At 64.7% G+C, this 16,424-nt stretch carries 18 protein-coding genes, 1 tRNA gene and 1 pseudogene; 7 read left to right on the top strand and 13 right to left on the bottom strand.

The genetic code is table 11. The features are described 5' to 3' along the window. Nucleotides 1-4: 4 nt before the first annotated feature. From IVB29_RS14890 to IVB29_RS14865, 6 genes are all read right to left on the bottom strand, one after another. Nucleotides 5-973 (bottom strand): dipeptide ABC transporter ATP-binding protein, encoded by a 969-nt coding sequence (locus IVB29_RS14890; RefSeq protein ID WP_247504106.1) that lies wholly within the window; start codon nt 971-973, stop codon nt 5-7. Next, on the bottom strand, nt 970-1,965 hold the full coding sequence (locus IVB29_RS14885) for an ABC transporter ATP-binding protein (protein WP_247504105.1): 996 nt from the start codon (nt 1,963-1,965) through the stop codon (nt 970-972). The genes IVB29_RS14890 and IVB29_RS14885 overlap by 4 nt, the downstream gene beginning before the upstream one ends. Further along, nucleotides 1,965-2,882, bottom strand: coding sequence for an ABC transporter permease (locus IVB29_RS14880; protein ID WP_247504104.1), 918 nt, complete (start codon nt 2,880-2,882; stop codon nt 1,965-1,967). Before IVB29_RS14880 ends, IVB29_RS14885 begins: the two co-directional genes overlap by 1 nt. Next, the gene (locus tag IVB29_RS14875) at nt 2,848-3,807 is read right to left on the bottom strand and encodes an ABC transporter permease (protein WP_247504103.1); all 960 of its coding nucleotides are present in this window, start codon (nt 3,805-3,807) and stop codon (nt 2,848-2,850) included. The genes IVB29_RS14880 and IVB29_RS14875 overlap by 35 nt, the downstream gene beginning before the upstream one ends. 29 nt (nt 3,808-3,836) lie before the next feature. Continuing rightward, complete coding sequence (locus IVB29_RS14870) at nt 3,837-5,630, bottom strand: peptide ABC transporter substrate-binding protein (protein ID WP_247504102.1); 1,794 nt, start codon at nt 5,628-5,630, stop codon at nt 3,837-3,839. 261 nt (nt 5,631-5,891) lie between these two features. Next, the gene (locus IVB29_RS14865) at nt 5,892-7,310 is read right to left on the bottom strand and encodes a M20 family metallopeptidase (protein ID WP_247504101.1); all 1,419 of its coding nucleotides are present in this window, start codon (nt 7,308-7,310) and stop codon (nt 5,892-5,894) included. A gap of 291 nt (nt 7,311-7,601) precedes the next feature. Here IVB29_RS14865 and IVB29_RS14860 point away from each other — a divergent pair, with 291 nt between their 5' ends. The 3 genes from IVB29_RS14860 to IVB29_RS14850 all read left to right on the top strand — a co-directional run bounded on the left by IVB29_RS14860 (nt 7,602) and on the right by IVB29_RS14850 (nt 9,952). Continuing rightward, entirely contained in the window at nt 7,602-8,573 is a 972-nt protein-coding gene (locus IVB29_RS14860) for a S1C family serine protease (protein ID WP_247504100.1), read from the top strand. 20 nt (nt 8,574-8,593) lie between these two features. Then, entirely contained in the window at nt 8,594-9,664 is a 1,071-nt protein-coding gene (locus IVB29_RS14855; protein WP_247504099.1) for a phospholipase, read from the top strand. 81 nt (nt 9,665-9,745) lie between these two features. Continuing rightward, nucleotides 9,746-9,952 (top strand): hypothetical protein, encoded by a 207-nt coding sequence (locus IVB29_RS14850; protein ID WP_247504098.1) that lies wholly within the window; start codon nt 9,746-9,748, stop codon nt 9,950-9,952. An 81-nt stretch (nt 9,953-10,033) separates the two neighbouring features. Here IVB29_RS14850 and IVB29_RS14845 read toward each other — a convergent pair whose 3' ends face one another. The 5 genes and pseudogenes from IVB29_RS14845 to IVB29_RS38535 all read right to left on the bottom strand — a co-directional run. Continuing rightward, nucleotides 10,034-10,693: a DsbA family protein gene (locus tag IVB29_RS14845; protein ID WP_247504097.1), complete on the bottom strand. Its 660-nt coding sequence runs from the start codon at nt 10,691-10,693 to the stop codon at nt 10,034-10,036. 88 nt (nt 10,694-10,781) lie between these two features. After that, nucleotides 10,782-11,504, bottom strand: a complete 723-nt coding sequence (locus tag IVB29_RS14840) for an LrgB family protein (protein WP_247504096.1) — start codon at nt 11,502-11,504, stop codon at nt 10,782-10,784. Next, on the bottom strand, nt 11,501-11,884 hold the full coding sequence (locus IVB29_RS14835) for a CidA/LrgA family protein (protein WP_247504095.1): 384 nt from the start codon (nt 11,882-11,884) through the stop codon (nt 11,501-11,503). The genes IVB29_RS14840 and IVB29_RS14835 overlap by 4 nt, the downstream gene beginning before the upstream one ends. Nucleotides 11,885-11,918: 34 nt before the next feature. Further along, nucleotides 11,919-12,404: a PaaI family thioesterase gene (locus IVB29_RS14830; protein ID WP_247504094.1), complete on the bottom strand. Its 486-nt coding sequence runs from the start codon at nt 12,402-12,404 to the stop codon at nt 11,919-11,921. Nucleotides 12,405-12,428: 24 nt separating this feature from the next. Continuing rightward, a pseudogene (locus IVB29_RS38535) lies at nt 12,429-12,497 on the bottom strand (thioesterase); the annotation flags it as partial. Between the two features lie 101 nt (nt 12,498-12,598). Here IVB29_RS38535 and IVB29_RS14825 point away from each other — a divergent pair. After that, on the top strand, nt 12,599-13,147 hold the full coding sequence (locus tag IVB29_RS14825) for a TetR/AcrR family transcriptional regulator (RefSeq protein WP_247504093.1): 549 nt from the start codon (nt 12,599-12,601) through the stop codon (nt 13,145-13,147). Nucleotides 13,148-13,194: 47 nt separating this feature from the next. Here IVB29_RS14825 and IVB29_RS14820 read toward each other — a convergent pair whose 3' ends face one another. Further along, nucleotides 13,195-13,692: a hypothetical protein gene (locus tag IVB29_RS14820; RefSeq protein ID WP_247504092.1), complete on the bottom strand. Its 498-nt coding sequence runs from the start codon at nt 13,690-13,692 to the stop codon at nt 13,195-13,197. 203 nt (nt 13,693-13,895) lie between these two features. On the opposite strand from IVB29_RS14820, the gene IVB29_RS14815 reads away from it, so the two are divergent. Together IVB29_RS14815 and IVB29_RS14810 are read left to right on the top strand one after the other, a co-directional pair. Next, nucleotides 13,896-14,177 carry a PsiF family protein gene (locus IVB29_RS14815; protein WP_247504091.1) on the top strand — a complete coding sequence of 94 codons (282 nt, stop codon included), beginning with the start codon at nt 13,896-13,898 and terminating at the stop codon, nt 14,175-14,177. A 96-nt stretch (nt 14,178-14,273) separates the two neighbouring features. Continuing rightward, entirely contained in the window at nt 14,274-15,359 is a 1,086-nt protein-coding gene (locus IVB29_RS14810; protein WP_247504090.1) for an AbrB family transcriptional regulator, read from the top strand. Between the two features lie 3 nt (nt 15,360-15,362). Here the strand turns inward: IVB29_RS14810 and IVB29_RS14805 are convergent, their stop codons facing one another. Next, the gene (locus tag IVB29_RS14805) at nt 15,363-15,902 is read right to left on the bottom strand and encodes a disulfide bond formation protein B (protein ID WP_247504089.1); all 540 of its coding nucleotides are present in this window, start codon (nt 15,900-15,902) and stop codon (nt 15,363-15,365) included. 158 nt (nt 15,903-16,060) lie between these two features. On the opposite strand from IVB29_RS14805, the gene IVB29_RS14800 reads away from it, so the two are divergent. Next, nucleotides 16,061-16,145, top strand: a tRNA-Leu gene (locus IVB29_RS14800). Nucleotides 16,146-16,424 lie beyond the last annotated feature (279 nt).

Genomic DNA, 16,424 nt, shown 5'->3' with positions numbered 1-16,424 from the left:
CCCCTTAGGCCAGATGACACGCCACAAAGTGCCCGCCCGCCCCTTCCCTCAGCTCCGGCGCGCTCTCCGAACAGCGCGGCTGGGCGATCGGACAACGGGTGTGGAAGTGGCAGCCCGAGGGCGGCTTCATCGGGCTCGGCACGTCGCCCTTGAGACGGATGCGCTCGCGCTTGAGTTTCGGATCGGGCACCGGCACCGCTGACAACAGCGCCCTGGTGTAGGGATGCTGCGGGTTGCGGTAGAGGTCGCTGGCTTTCGCGAGCTCGACGATACGGCCGAGATACATCACCGCGACGCGGTCGGAGATGTGCTCGACCACCGAGAGGTCGTGCGCGACGAAGAGATAAGTGAGATTCAGCTCGGCCTGCAGGTCTTCGAGCAGGTTGATGACCTGGGCCTGGATCGACACGTCGAGTGCAGAGACCGGCTCGTCGCAGACAATCAATTTTGGTTCGACCGCGAGAGCGCGCGCAATCACGATGCGCTGGCGCTGGCCGCCGGAGAATTCGTGCGGGTACCGGCGCATGTGCTCGGCCTTGAGGCCGACCTTGACCAGGAGACCCGCGACGCGCTCCTCACGCTCCTTGGCGGAGGATGCGAGCTTGTGGATGGTGAAAGCCTCGCCGAGGATGGTGCCGACCGTCATGCGCGGATTGAGCGAGGCGAAGGGATCCTGGAACACCAGCTGCATGTTCCGCCGCATCGCGCGCAAATCATTGCCGCCGAGCTTGCGTACGTCCTGGCCGTCGAAAGTGACCTCGCCGTCGGTCGGCTCGATCAGGCGCAGCACGCAGCGGCCCGTCGTCGACTTGCCGCAGCCGGATTCGCCGACGAGACCGAGCGTCTCGCCGCGATTGACCGAGAACGACACGCCGTCGACCGCATAGACGCTGCCGACCTGGCGCGACAGCAGGCCGCCGAGCACGGGGAAATGTTTCTTCAGGCCGCTGACGCGGAGCAAGGGTTCGCTCATGACGCGGCTCCCAGAGTCGTATCTCCCAGGTGACAGGCCATACGGTGGCCGGGCGAGATCTCGCGGAGCAGCGGCTCCTTCTCGGTACAGACGCTCATGGCATGGCGACAACGTGGAGCAAAACGACAGCCGACCGGCGGATTGATCAGGATCGGCACCGAGCCGCCGATCGCCTCCAGCCGCACCTTGTGCTCGCTGTCGAGATCGATGCGCGGGATCGAGCGGATCAGTCCCTGGGTATAGGGATGGCCGGGATTGCCGAAGAGATCGTCGACATGCGCCTCCTCCACCACCTTGCCGGCATACATCACAACGACGCGCTGCGCGGTCTCGGCGACGACGCCCATGGCATGGGTGATCAGCATCACCGCCATGCCGAAGCGCTCCTTCATATCTTGAAGGAGGTCGAGGATCTGGGCCTGGATGGTGACGTCGAGCGCGGTGGTGGGCTCGTCGGCGATGATCAGTTTCGGCTTGCAGGCGAGCGCCATCGCGATCATCACGCGCTGGCGCATGCCGCCGGAGAACTGGTGCGGATAATTGTGCACGCGGCCTTCGGCGTTGGGGATCTGCACCAGCTTCAGCATCTCGATGGTGCGCTCCATCGCCTGCTTCCTGGTCACCGCCTCATGCCGGCGCAGGCTCTCGGCGATCTGCTCGCCAACGGTGAGCACCGGGTTAAGCGAGGTCATCGGCTCCTGGAAGATGAAGCCGATCTCCTTGGCCCGGATCTCGTCCAGCTGATTGCTCGTCAGCGGCACCAGATCGCGGCCTTCGAAGATGATCTGGCCGGCCACGATTCGGCCCGGCGGCATCGCGATCAGCTTCAGGATCGACATCGCCGTGACGGTCTTACCGCAGCCGGACTCACCGACGACGCAGAGCGTCTCGCCGCGGTTGATGGAGATGTCGACGCCGTCGACGGCCTGCAAAATGCCGTCGTCGGTGGAGAAGTGGGTTTTCAGTCCTTTGATTTCGAGCAGTGGCGCCATCAGATCACCCGTCGCGCATCGAGCGCGTCACGCAAGCCGTCGCCGATGAAGTTGATGGCGACCACCGCGATGAAGATCGCGCCGCCCGGAAACAATGCCCAGTGCGGGCCGATATCGAGAAAATCCTTGGCGTCGAACAGGAGCCGGCCCCAGGTCGGGGTATCCGGCGGGAAGCCGAGGCCGAGAAAGGACAGCGTGGACTCGGCGATGATCGCGGCCGCAACGTCGATGGTGCCGGCGATAATCACCGGACCGAGCGCATTGGGCAGGATGTGACGGATCACCTGCCGCACCGGACTTGCACCGAGCGCGCGGGCAGCTTCCACGAACTCCTTCTCGCGGATCGACAGGAATTGCGCGCGCACGAGGCGTGCCACCGGCATCCAGCGCAAGCCGCCGATGACGAGCACGATCAGAACGAAAATGCCGCCTTCTGGACCAAACGCCTGCTTCAGCCCATCGCGGAACAGATAGATCAGCAGCAGCAGCAGCGGCAGTTGCGGCAGCGACAGGAACAAATCGGTGAGCCACATCAGGCCGTGACCGAGCGCGCCCCGCGACATCCCGGCAAGCGAGCCGATCAGCGTACCGACGAACACCGAGACCAGCATCGCGGCAAGCCCGACCGCAAGCGAGATACGCCCGCCATAGATCATGCGCGCCAGGATGTCCTGGCCGAGATCGTCGGTGCCGAAGGGATGGGAGAGCGACGGTCCCTGCATGCCGGCGACGATGTCGATCTCGTTGATCTTCACGCGCCACACGAAGGGCCCGACCACCACGGCCAGCACCAGGATCAGAAGCAGGAACGCGCTGACCACGGCGAGCTTGTGGCGGCTGTAGCGCCGCCACGTCTCGCGCCAGGGCGAGTAGGTGCGCCGCTCAGCGGAGGGAGATGCGAGGGTCAAGCCAGCCATACAGGACGTCCGCGATGAGATTGAACAGCACGACCAGGCACGCAAACACGAAGGTCACGGCCATCACGACCGGCGTGTCGTTGGACAGGATCGAGGAGATCAGCAGCGAGCCGATCCCGGGGATACGGAAAATCTGCTCGGTGACGATGGCGCCCCCGAACACCGCCGGCATCTGCAACGCGATCAGCGTCACCACCGGGATCATGGCGTTGCGCATCACGTGCTTGACGATGACCTTGGCTTGCCCGAGTCCCTTGGCGCGCGCCGTGGTGACGTAGTCGAGCCGGATCACGTCCAGCATCGCCGAGCGCACGAAGCGCGTCATCGACGCCGCCTGGAACAGGCCAAGCACCGCCACCGGCATGATCGCCTGCCGGATCATCTCGAGCACCCAGCGGATGCCGGTGCCCTTGATGTCGGTAGTATAGACGAAGGGCAACCAGTCCAGCGTCACCGAGAAGATCAGGATGAACAGCAGGCCGGTGAAGAAGGTCGGCAGCGAGAAGCCGATGAAGGCGAGCGTGTTCGCGATCTGGTCGAATAGCGAATAGGGCTTTGTGGCCGCATAAACGCCGACGGGAATCGCGATCAGCAGCGCCAGGATCTGCGCCGAGCCGATCACATAGAGTGTCGCCGGCAGACGCTGAAGGATCAGCGTGTCGACGTTCATCCGGCTGACGAAGGAGAAACCCCAATCACCGTGCAGCATGGCATTGAGCCAGTGCAGGTAACGGAGGTAGATCGGATCGTCGAGGCCGAACTTGGCCCGAAGGGCGGCCTGCACTTCGGGCGGGACATTCGGGTTCGTCGCCAGTTCCGAGAAGGGATCGCCTGGCGCAAGCGCCAGCACGACGAACAGCACGACCGAGATTCCGAGCAAGCTCGGAACCGCGATCATCAGGCGACGAAGGACATACTGACTCATAGGGAAAGATCCCGTCTAGGATTGGGGGATCATTCCTCGCGATACCAGTCGAAGATGTTGTCGGTTTCGTTGGCCCAGCCCGAGATCACCGGACGCAGCGTGTTCGCGGCGGCCTCCACCTTCAGGCGGTGCATCGCCGGGATGAAGACGGTGTCCTGCCACAGCAGGTCGTTGCACTTGACGTAGAAGGCGACGCGCTTGACCGGATCCATCTCCTTGTCCGCCGCGTCGATCGCGGCGTCGTAGTCCTTGTTGACCCAGCGCGGGAAGTTCGTGCCCTGCCACTTGTTCTCTTTGGCGGCGATGTAGCGCGAATGATAGCGGCGCATGTGCTGCGCCGGATCGGGCTGGCTCAGCGGGATCTGGAACATCTCGAGATCGGCATAGAACTTCGGATAGGTGTCGGGGTTGGCAACGTCGGAGGAGAAGAACACCGACGCCACGACCGACTTGAGCTCGACGTCGATCCCGGCCTTCTGACAGGCCTGCTTGACGATCGCCTGGGTCTTCTGACGCGGACCGTTGATCGAGGTCTGGTACAGCAGCTTCAGCTTCTTGCCGTCCTTCTCGCGGATACCATCCGCACCGGGCTTCCAGCCGGCGTCGTCGAGCAGCTTCGAGGCCTTCTCGATGCTGAACTCCCAGGTGGTGTTCTTGGAGACGAACTTTTCGGGACCGTTGAGGAAGTTGGCGGTGGTGCGGCCGGCGCGGCCGTAGATCGCCTTCTTGATGGAGTCGCGGTCGACCAGCATCGACAGCGCCTTGCGCACCGCCGGATCGGAGAACAGCGGATGCTTGGTCTTCATCGAGGAGCGCTCGCCGTCGACCTCGGTGTTCGGATCGGTGAAGTTAAGCGCAATGAACTCGGTGTCGCCGCCCACGGCGTAGATGGTCCTGCCCTTGCCGCCCTTCTCAAGGCGCAGCAGCACGTCGTCCTCGACCTGGATGTTCCATCCGAAATCATATTCGCCGGTCTGGATCACCGCGCGCGCCGCCGAGACGGCGTCACCGCCACCCTTCATCTCGATCGAATCGAAATGGGGACGGTTCGCCATGTGGTAGTCGGGATTGATCACGCCGCGAATGAGATCGCCCGGCTTGAACTCGACGAACTTGTAGGGACCGGTGCCCACCGGCGAGAGGTTGGCCGGGGCGTCGCGGGATTTCGAGCCGATATAGTCGGCGAACATATGCTTCGGCAGGATCTGGCCGGCGCCTGCGCCGACGAACGCATCGGCCCAGAACGGGGTCGGCTGCGGGAAGGTGATCTTGACTGTGAGGTCGTCGATTTTCTCGACCTTGAGGTCACGGTAGGTGCCGGCGGTGACGGTCGCCGTCGCGGGATCCTTGGTGTATTCCCAGGTGAAGACGACGTCGTCGGCCGAGAACGGCTTGCCGTCGTGCCATTTCACGCCGGGCTTCAGCTTCCACGTGACCGACGTTCCGTCGGCCGCGAGGAGCCCGTTCTGGACCGAGGGGGTTTCGGCCGCCAGAACCAGCTTCATGTTGCCGTCCGGATCCCAACAGGCGAGCGGTTCATAGAACAGGCGCGAGCCGTCCTGGTCCTTGGTGCCGGTGGCGAAATGCGGATTGAGCAGGGTCGGGCCCTGCCACCACAGCAGCTTCAGCGCACCGCCGCCGCCGCGCTTGGTCGGCTTGTAGGTTTGCGCACCTTCCGCCATGGCGACGCCGCCAAGCGCGAGGATCTGGTTGGCGAGGGGGGCGGTGAGACCGACTGCAGCCAGGCGCTGGATGAAGGCACGGCGATCCATCCGCCCGCCCTTCACGTCACCGATCATCGAACGCAGTTCTTTATCCAGCATGGTTGTCCCCCGTCTGGTTCCCGTATGGATGCAGGCGGCCACGAGACGGCCGCCGGGTTTTGTTCGGCAGTAGATGGCACACTGAATAGGCCGCCCGTCAACTGCGACCGTGTGTATGCAAACGGTGTTCTGGCTGTCTGTTGGGCAAAACCGCGTTCCGCAGCTCAAGCGTTCGGCAATCCGGCGTCAAAACGCGCCGAAATCCACGTTGCACTGCGGAAAATTTGTTCGCCGGATCAGACGAAGTATCGAGACGGAATTCTACACCACGGACATATTCAGCGGCGGCGCGACGTGGTCCGGCAGCGGACAGACATAAGGTGTCTTGGCCGTTCGCCTCGCAAGGTCCGCCTTCGCTGCCTTGATCAGTTCCGGATCCGTCAACGCCTTGATGCCGATACCGGCCATCGCCTTGGCCGCCTGCACCATCGCCTTGTGGGCGTGTCCGCTCTTGCCCTGCGCCACCACCTGCCAAGTGTGGAACGGCGTGCCGATTGCAACCGTCGGTGCGTGAACCTGCACGGTCGGCACCACCCAGCTCACGTCACCGACGTCGGTCGAGCCGACCAGCGGATTGCGCTTGGCATCGAGCGGCACCAGGAAGTCGGCCAGCGGCCGATCGGTCGGCTCCATGCCGATCGCGTAATAGACCGACTCGATGTCCTTGTCGCTCAGCGTCGCACGGATCTCGCTGGCAAAACCCTTGTCAGCATCGTCGAAATGCGGCGGTCCGAGCTCTTCCATGACCCGGTGCAGCGCCTGCTCCAGCGGCGTGTTCGGCAGGATGTTGGAGACCGCGGAGATGATCTTCATCTCGACCTTGGTCTCGGTCATCAGCGCCGCGCCTTCCGCAATCTTGCTCACGCGTCCGACCAGTTCGTTCATGCCGGGAAGATCACGGGCGCGGATCGAATAGCGCACGCGCGCATGGGCCTGCACCACGTTGGGCGCAATGCCGCCGGTGTCGAGCAGCGCGTAGTGCACGCGCGCATCGCTCGGCATGTGCTCGCGCATGTAGTTCACGCCGACATTCATCAATTCCACTGCATCGAGCGCGGAGCGGCCGAGATGCGGCGAGGCCGCCGCATGCGAGGTGCGGCCGGTGAAGATGAAGTCGGCGCGCGTGTTGGCGAGCGACGGTGTCACCGCCACTTCCCAGAAGCTGTGCGGATGCCAGGTGATGGCGATGTCGGTATCTTCGAATGCACCGGAACGCACCATGAAGGCCTTTGCGGCGCCGCCTTCTTCAGCGGGGCAGCCGTAATAGCGCACGCGGCCCGGCACCTTGTTCTCGGCGAGCCAGTCCTTCATCGCGGTTGCGGCGAGCAGTGCGGCAGAGCCGAGCAGATTGTGACCGCAGCCATGGCCATGGCCGCCGGTCTCGACCGGCCGGTGCTCGGCGACGCCCGCCTCCTGGCTGAGGCCCGGCAGCGCGTCATATTCACCCATGAAGGCGATGACCGGTCCGCCCTCGCCCCATTCGCCCATCACAGCAGTCGGAATGCCCGCCACCTTCTCGGTGATGCGGAAACCCTGGTGGCGCAATTCGGCGAGATGCTCGGCGGCGGAGCGCGCTTCGGTGTAGCACACTTCCGGCATGCCCCAGACCTTGTCGCTGAGGTCGATGAAACGCGCCTTGATCGTGTCGACGCCACGCCAGATGTCGCTGCGGTTGTCCATTGCTTCGGTCCGTGATCCCTTGGTCAAACGAAGCGGCAATGGTTAGCAGCTTCATTGCAGCCCGCCTAGCACCTCGCCGGACAGCAGCCATGCGGTCGGTGCCAGCCGAATTCAGCGGCAGCTTGCCGCCTATGCAGGCGTTCCCATGCCTTTCCAAGATTTCACACGCCGCTCTCCGGAATAGTTGGGGAACGAGGCTTTCAAGACGGCCTCCTACGGCCTAAATTATGGGTGCTTCGCGCGTCGTTCCGCTAACCATGACGGGGCGATGCACTCAGCCAGGAGAACTCCATGCCCGCCCTGACCGAATGGAGAGTGCCGCCGGCCAACCAGCCGCGTGCGAGCGATTACGGTTTCGATCTCGACCGTGCGCTCGCATCCGTCGTCGGCCTGCACGCCATCATCCCGCCGGATGCCTTCAGCGCCGAGACGCTGGGCACCGAACGCGCCGGCAACGGCGTCGTGATCGACGACGGGCTGGTGCTCACCATCGGTTATCTCATCACCGAGGCGGAATCCGTATGGCTGCACCTCGCCGACGGACGCGTCGTCGAGGGGCATGCGCTCGGCTTTGATTCCGTCACCGGCTTCGGCCTGGTGCAGGCGCTCGGTCACCTCGACGTCGAGCCCTTGCCGCTCGGCAACTCGGCGGAAACTGGGATCGGCGACCGCGTCGTGGTCGGCGGCGCCGGCGGGCGCACGCGCTCGGTCGCAAGCCAGATCGTGGCCAAGCAGGAATTCGCCGGCTATTGGGAGTACCTGCTGGACGAGGCCGTCTTCACCCATCCCGCGCATCCGAACTGGGGCGGAACGGCGCTTCTCAACGCGCGCGGCGAGCTGATCGGTATCGGCTCGCTCCAGCTGGAGCGCGAACGCGAACGCAAGGCCGAGCACGTCAACATGATCGTGCCGATCGACCTGCTGAAGCCGATCCTCGACGACCTGCGCAAGTTCGGCCGCGTCAACAAGCCGTCGCGCCCGTGGCTCGGGCTCTTTTCGACGGAGATCGACAACCGCGTGGTGGTGATCGGGATCTCCGCCAATGGCCCGGCCGCCCGCGCCGAGCTCAAGACCGGCGACGTCATCCTGGCGGTGGATGGCGAGAAGGTCACGAGCCAGACCGGCTTCTACAAGAAGATGTGGGGGCTCGGCGCTGCCGGCGTCGACGTGCCACTGACCGTGCATCATGAAGGCGTCACCTTCGACGTCACGGTGACCTCGACCGATCGCTTCAAGCTGCTCAAGGCGCCGAAGCTGCACTGATCCAAGCAGAGGAAGCGGCAATGACCGAGGCCGTGGTGGACGACATCGTGGCCGTGCTGCCACCGTTGCTCAATGCGCTGGAGGCACTCGGTTTCTTCCAGCGGCAATTGCACCCGCCAGCATTCGCCTCGGTGATGGACGCGATCGGCGCGCCGGACGACGCGCTGCAGGCGGCGCGCGCGCCGATCGGAAATTGGCCGGAGCAGTTTGCCGGCTTGCGCGAGCGGCTCGATCGCGCCTGCAACGAGACGCTCGCCGCCTTTGCCGGCATTCGCGACGTCGAGCGCGGCAATGGTGATCTCGTCGCGGTCTTCCGCGCACTGCGCCACGTACCGCGCGCGCAGGAGGCACTCTATCCGCTGGCGGTGCAGTTTCCGCCGGTGAGCAATTTCTTTCTCAACGCCGCTAATCGCGAGAATGGCGATCTGTTGGCACGTCTCGAGGCCGGCGCGAGCGACGACACCGGCATCTTCCACGACCACAACGAGCCCGGCAGCCGCGGCGGCTTCTCGGTCTATATCCCCGAATATTATTCGCCCGATCGCGCGATGCCGCTGGTGATGGCGCTGCATGGCGGCAGCGGCAACGGCCGCAGCTTCCTGTGGAGCTGGCTGCGCGACGCCCGCAGCCTCGGCGCGATTTTGGTGGCGCCGACTGCGACCGGCCCAACCTGGGCACTGATGGGCGATGACGCCGACACGCCGAACCTGATGCGCATCCTCGAGACCGTGCGCAGCCGCTGGACCATCGACGCCTCGCGGATGCTGCTGACCGGCATGAGCGACGGCGGCACCTTCAGCTACGTCTCCGGCCTCGACGGCGCCTCGCCATTCACGCATCTTGCGCCGGTGTCGGCGACCTTCCATCCGCTGATGGCGGAGATGGCTGATGCCGCGCGCCTGCAAGGCCTGCCCGTCTTCATCACCCACGGCAAGCTCGACTGGATGTTTCCGGTGCAGACCGCGCGGCAGACGCAAGCTGCGCTCTCGGCCGCCGGCGCCGACGTCACCTATCGCGAGATTGACGATCTCAGCCACACCTATCCGCGCGAGATCAACGCGGAGCTGCTGCAATGGCTGAATGGAAAATGAACAAGCTCTCCCTAGATGCGCCGCATGGCCGCGGAACCATCGCTGCGGGCCGACGTTATCGCCCGTCACCGGAGGTTCGCCATGCAGACTTTTTTCGGAATGATTTTGGGTGCGCTGCTGCTCGGCTGCGGCGTGTATGTCTATGACTCCATGCAGACGTCGTCGGTCGCCAATGGCGAGGTCGCGACCGTCAATCGCACCATCGTGAACTGGGATGTCGCGAAGGCCGACTGGAATGCGCTGCAAGATCGCGCGCACAAGGACTGGGTCCGAATCTCGTCGAAATAATTCGATCGACCAGACATGAACAAGGCGCCGTCGCGGGTCCGCGGCGGCGCCTTTGTGCTGAGCGCGATGAACGCGGTCCCCTCAGTTCATCTTGGCTTTGCGGGCATCTGCGATGACCTGCTCGAATTCGGCCATGCTGAGAACGCCGGGCACGCGGTACTTGCCGACGATGAAGGACGGCGTGCCACGGAAACCGAAGGCTTCGGCCTGCTCGTTGTTGCGCTTGAGGACCGCGTCGATGTCCTTGCCGTGGTCGGCAAGATCCCGCTTCAACCGGTCCATGTCGACGCCGGCAGCCGCGAGCAGCTCGTTGATACGCGGCTCGGTCAGGCGCGAGCTGACGCCCATCATGGCATCATGGGCCTTGTGGTACTTGTCCTGATATTTCGCCGCGAGCGCGATCCGCGCCGCGGTAACCGAAACCGGCCCGAGGACCGGCCAGTCCTTCATCACCAGCCGCACCTTGCCGTCGTCCTGGATGACCTGGCGCAGCTCGGGCTCGAGCTTGCGGCAATAGGGGCAGTTGTAGTCGGACCATTCGATGATGCTGATGTTGCCATCCGGATTGCCGGCGACGGGAACGTCGGGGTCTCGCAGCACCCTGGCTTCGGTGAGCACTTCGTCATCGTCGGTGGCGGCTCGTGCCAGGGTGATCCCGCCCGCGGCGAGTGCACCCGCCCCGATCAGCGTCAGTGCGGCGCGCCGCGTCGGCACAAGGCCCTTCTTCATAAATGCAGCCATATCTCGTCCCGTTTCGGTCCCATCTCCCGCAAACACGGGTCGGAACCGCGAATTGTTACGGATCATATAGAGCGTCGCGGCGGCAATGTCATCGCACCAGCAGCGTGACCGCCAGCGGGACCAGGAACGAGGTCACCAAAGCATTCAGGCTCATGGCGATGCCGGAAAAGACCCCGGCGATCTCGTCGACCTGAAACGCACGGGCAGTCCCGATGCCGTGCGCGGCGAGGCCGGCCGCAAAGCCGCGCGCCCGGTAATCGGTGACGCCGGTCCGGTTCATCAGCGGCGTCACGATGATGGCGCCCATGATGCCGGTGAGGATGACCGCGACCGCCGCCAGCGAGGGATCGGCGTGCAGGGATTCGGCGATGCCCATGGCGACACCGGCTGTGACCGATTTCGGCGCCAGCGACAGGACCACTTCGCGCGGAAGCCCGGCGAGCTCGGCCAGCAGCACCACCGACACCACGGCCGTGACCGAACCCGCGACCAACGCCACCAGCATGGGCACGATGGAGGCAACCACGCGCTTGCGATTCTCGTAGAGCGGCACGGCGAGCGCGACCGTCGCGGGCCCGAGCAGGAAGTGCACGAACTGCGCGCCGGCGAAATAGGTCGTGTAGGAGGTGCGGGTCAGAAGCAGGAACGCACCGATGATCCACATCGCATGCAGCACGGGATTGGCGAACGGATGCCGACGCGTCGCCAGCGACACCGCATCCGTGCCCGCATAAACCAGCAGCGTCACGGTCAGCCACAACAGCGGCGACTGCGAGAGATAGACCCAGAGCGAGAACGGATTGTCCTTCATTGCGCGTCCTGTTGCCTCAACAGACGGCTGACGAGACGGAAGGTGAGCACCGTCGCAAGCAGGGTGACGACCACCGAGAGCGCCAGCACGAAGATGATGGCGATGCCGTGGGACGCGAGCAGGTCGAGCTTCTGCACGACGCCGACGCCGGCCGGCACGAACAGCAGCGACAGATGCGCGAGCAGGCCCTTGCTGGCCGTCTCGACGCCGTCGTTGCGCAAGGGGCCGCGCGCGAGCAGCGAAAAACGGTCGCGGGCAAGCAGCAAGATCAGGAGCAAGAGCAGACCGAGCACGGGACCCGGCAGCGGCAGGCCGAGACCGTGCACGACCACTTCGCCGATCAACTGGCAGAGCAGAATGAGACCAAGACTTCCGAGCATGACCGCCGCATCAAGGAATGCGACGGCAGGCTTGTCAATCGCCGCGCATCGCGGGGGACGTGCGCGGCGCCTGCGGAGCCTCGCGTGGCAGCATCGCCATCAACGTTCCGGTCATGGTGGCGATCAGATTGGTCTTGCCCTCGTGCTCGGCAAAGGCCCTGGCCTCGCAGAAGGTCAGCGTCCGGCCAAGCTTGACCACCTCGGCCTTGAAGACGAAGCGTTCGCCTTGGGCGGGTGCAAGCAGGGTGGTCTTGAACTCGACGGTGAGGATGTCGGCCTCGCGCGGCATCAGGGTGAAGGCGGCAATGCCGCAAGCATTGTCGAGCCCCGCCGTGATGATGCCGGCATGGACAAAACCGTTCTGCTGCGTGAAGGCCGGCGAATGCAGCATGGCCAGCTCGGCTTCGCCCGGCGCAAGGCGGACGATCACGATGCCGAGCGTGTGCATCGCCGGCTGGCGATCGAACATCGCAATGGCCGCCGCGCGATAGCCCGGGTTTTTCGGCTCGAACGCTGCCATGACTCAGGCCTCGCCCGGCTCGGTGTTCATGTGGCCGACGTGATCGCACTGCCACGGATACACCGTGCCGCGATAGGTCGCCTCCTGCTCCATCGCCGTTCTCCCTGCCCTTTTGATTTTTGATACGGTAGCGTATCAAGACCTTGCCGCGCTAGCAATACGGCACCGTATCAAGAACCGGTGAGGCTTCCTTCATGGGCAACGGCAACGGCGACGTCTGGATCGAGGCAGGGTTTATCGAACTCGCGCACTCAGGGGTTGAGGGGGTGCGGGTCGAGGTGCTCGCCAAGAATCTCGGCGTCACCAAGGGCGGCTTCTACCGCCGCTTCGCCGACCGCGCCGCGCTGCTCGACGCCATGTTGGAACGCTGGCGTGAGGGACGCGCAGCGTCGATCGCGCAGCAGACGAGCCTCGACGGCGAGGCGCCCCGCGAGCGGCTGAAGGCTATGATCCAGCTCTATTCCGAGCGGCTGAACCCGGAAGGCATGGCGATCGAGCTCGCGATCCGGCAATGGGCCCGCTCGGACGAGAACGCGGCGACGGCGGTGGCGAGCGTAGACGCAGCGCGGCTCAGGCACGTCGCCGAGCTCTATCGCGCGACCGGCCTCGAGGCCGAGGAGGCCGACGCGCAGGCCTTCCTGTTCTACTGCTTCATCTTCGGACAGAGCCTGCTGTTCGTCGAGCGCGGTCCGCGCAAGCGATCGCAACTCGTGGCAAAATCGGCCGAGAAGCTGTTGGGCTAAAGCGAGAGGCCGGAGCCTGGCTCCGGCCTCCGCGTCATCCTGAGGCCTCAGGCGGCGCCCTTCAGCTTCTTGTTGCATTCGCTGTAATAGCCGCCGCCCTTCTCGATCCACTTCATGCCGCCATTGCCGTTGCTGGTCTTGTTGGCATTGTACTGGTCGACGCAGGTGTGCAGGCGGCCCTTGCCGGCGCTCTCCTTCGCGTATTTCGGATCGACCGCGTTCGGATAGATCGCGGGACCGGCCGGCAGGGTCGGTGACGGGGCTGCAGCGGGGGCCGCCTCCTTCTTCGCCTGCTTCGGCTCGGCAGGAGCGGCTGGTGCAGCCGGAGCTGCCGCGCTCGGCGCAGCGGCGGGCGTCGCATCCGCACCGCATTGGGCCTTGCGGAAGTCATTCCACTTCGTGGTGCCGAGCGAGCCGTCCTTCTTGGCGGCCTGATATTTCGCGCTGCACTCCTGCGAGGTCAAAGCCTGCGCCGGCGCGGCCGCCACCAGTGCGGCAAATCCCGACACCGCAACTGCACACAACATTTTTGATTGAATGGTCATCCCTAGTCTCCTCCTTGGTCTTCCCCCGGGGGAAGCGAACCGAAGACTGCTATCCTAGCGTGCCGGCGCGTTGCGACAAGGAAGCGATGGCACCCACCGCCAAAATATAGTGATCCCCCTTGTTCAGATTATTCATGTCGCGTTCAGCAACACGAGCCGACGTTCCCAACCCTTCGCCATTCTCCCAAGAAGAGTGCAACACCATGACCTTCACGTCTCGCCTCGCCGTCGTCGCCCTCGCCTCCCTGCTCACCATCGGCGCTACTTTCGCGCAGACCGCCGCGCCGGCTGCCAAGACCGACGCGGCTGCCACCGCCGACAAGAAGGTAACGAAGGAGCGATCCGCCGAGTCGCTCGAGTGCTCCAAGCAGGCGGACGCCAAGGGATTGAAGGGCAAGGAGCGCAAGAAATTCCGCCGCGAGTGCAAGAAAGAAGCGAAGGCCGGCACCGCCGCGCCGGCCGCTCCCGCCGCCGACAAGAAGTAAATCCGTCACATACGGTTCGCGACAGCGAGAGGCGCGCGCATTGCGGCATGACGAGCCTGCAATTGTGCGCCTCTTGCTGATTTGCGATAAGGTGGCGTGAAGCAAATCACCGCCTCCCTGCCGTTCGAATTGCCAAGCCGTGCCGAAATCTTGAGCACGGTGGAGACACTCGTCATCGGCACCGCCGGAGGCCTGGTATTTCTGCTTGCGGGTCTTCCCGGCGGCCTGATCTCGGGCTCGATGATCGCGGTCGGGATCGCCGCGATCGCCGGGCGCAAGCTAACGCTGCCGCCGATCCTGACCCAGACCGTGCTGGTGCTGCTCGGCATCTCGCTGGGCTCGGTGGTCTCGCGCCATCTGCTTCAACAGGTCAGCGCCTATCCCCTCACCATCGGGCTGCTTGCGCTCGCCACCTTCTGCTCGACCTTCGGCTCGAGCTATTACCTCCAGCGCATCCATGGCTGGGACCGCACCTCGGCCTTCCTCGCGGGCAGTCCCGGCGCACTGTCCCAGATCACGATCCTGGCGGTCGAGCGCGGGGCCGACCTGCCGGGCATCGCCGTGGTGCAGACCATGCGCGTCATCATCCTCACTGCGGCACTGCCGATGGTGCTGGCCGTCGCGGGCGTGGCGCCCACCGCAGCACCGACGCTGACGACGGCGATCGCCTCGCCGCTCGACCTCGCGATGCTGGTCGCGGCCTCACTCGCTGCGGCGCTCGTCCTGCGGCTCATAAAATTTCCGGCGAGCTGGATGTTCGGCGCGATGATCGGCTCCAGCGTGCTGCATGGGGCGGGCTGGGTCGATGGCGGCCTGCCGAACTGGGTGCGCGGCGTGGCACTGATCGGCATCGGCGCCCTGATCGGCAGCCGCTTTGCGCGGATGCGAATCAAGACCCTCGCCGGCCACATCAATGCGGCGCTGGGCTCGTTTGCCGTGGCGATTGCCGTCTCGGCCATCTTCGTCGGCATCGTTGCGCTCACCACGCAGGTGAAGTTTTCAGACGTCGTCGTCGCCTTCGCGCCGGGGGCGATGGACGCCATGCTGGCGCTGGCCCTGACGCTGCACATCGACCCGATCTTCGTCGGCGCCCATCATCTATCGCGCTTCGTGTTCGTGACGATCGCGACGCCGGGCATCGTGCACCTGTTCGGGCGCACGCAGGACGATGTGGACGATTGACCGTTAACGCTTCGCCGTCGCCACAAATCCCCACGCGGCGATCGCGGCCATCAACAGCGAGATCAGCACGTTGTAACCGGCGAGCGAAAGGCCGAGGAAGCGCCACTGCACCTCGTCGCAGCGCACCACCTTCACGGTATCGAGCTTCGACAGCAGATCAGCTGCGCTGCCGAGATTGATGACGGGGCCGGAGCAGTCGGTCGGTCCCTTCCAAAAACCCCATTCGACCCCGGAGTGATAGGTGCCGAGGCCGGCATTGGCAAGCGTCGCCAGCGCGAGGATCGCAAGGCCGGCGAGCAACAGCGGCCGTGGCGCGCCACTCTTGGCGGCAAGCGCGATAAGCAAGCCGAGCGGGATCGCGAGATAATAGGCGTAGCGCTGTTCGAGGCACAGCGGACACGGCACGATCCCCAGCACGAGCTGGAAGAACCAGGCGCCCGCGATCGTGGCGGCCGCAATCAGGGTGATGAGAAGCGCGGCGGTCAGAGCGGGGCTCGGGCTGGCCTGCTTGAATACAGGTATTGCGGCACTCTGGGTCGTCACGGCAGCCTCTTCCGGATGGGTCGCGCTGTAAGGCTCTAACCCCGTGCCATGCGGCTGTCGAGAACGGCCGGGATCACTTTGGCGCGGGTTGACCCCGCCTTGCCCATGGCTATAGTCCGCCGGCTTCGCGAGGCCCATATTCTGGGGACCGACCGAGAGCCCCTGTGGCGGAATTGGTAGACGCGCTCGACTCAAAATCGAGTTCCGCAAGGAGTGCTGGTTCGATTCCGGCCAGGGGCACCACGCTTCGCCCTTTCGGGCTTCGCGTGGCGCAGCCACGCTGAGCCGAAAAGGCGAGGCGTGTCCGGCGAAGCCTCTTGGCGAAGACGGACTGGCTCAGCATTCCCTCCCTTCCGATCGTCATATCCCTCCTGTATAAACCGGCAGCTTCTTCCGTAACTCGAAGGAGCTCACATGAACGACCTGCACGCGTGGCTTTCGCAACAGCACCATGGCCTGCGCACCTTTCGGACATTCCAGCAAAAGCTCGAGACGCTCGGCCGGGACGATCCCTCCCAGCGT

The organism is Bradyrhizobium sp. 1, assembly GCF_023073315.1.
Lineage (GTDB): Bacteria > Pseudomonadota > Alphaproteobacteria > Rhizobiales > Xanthobacteraceae > Bradyrhizobium.
This window is presented reverse-complemented; position numbering and strand designations above follow the sequence as displayed.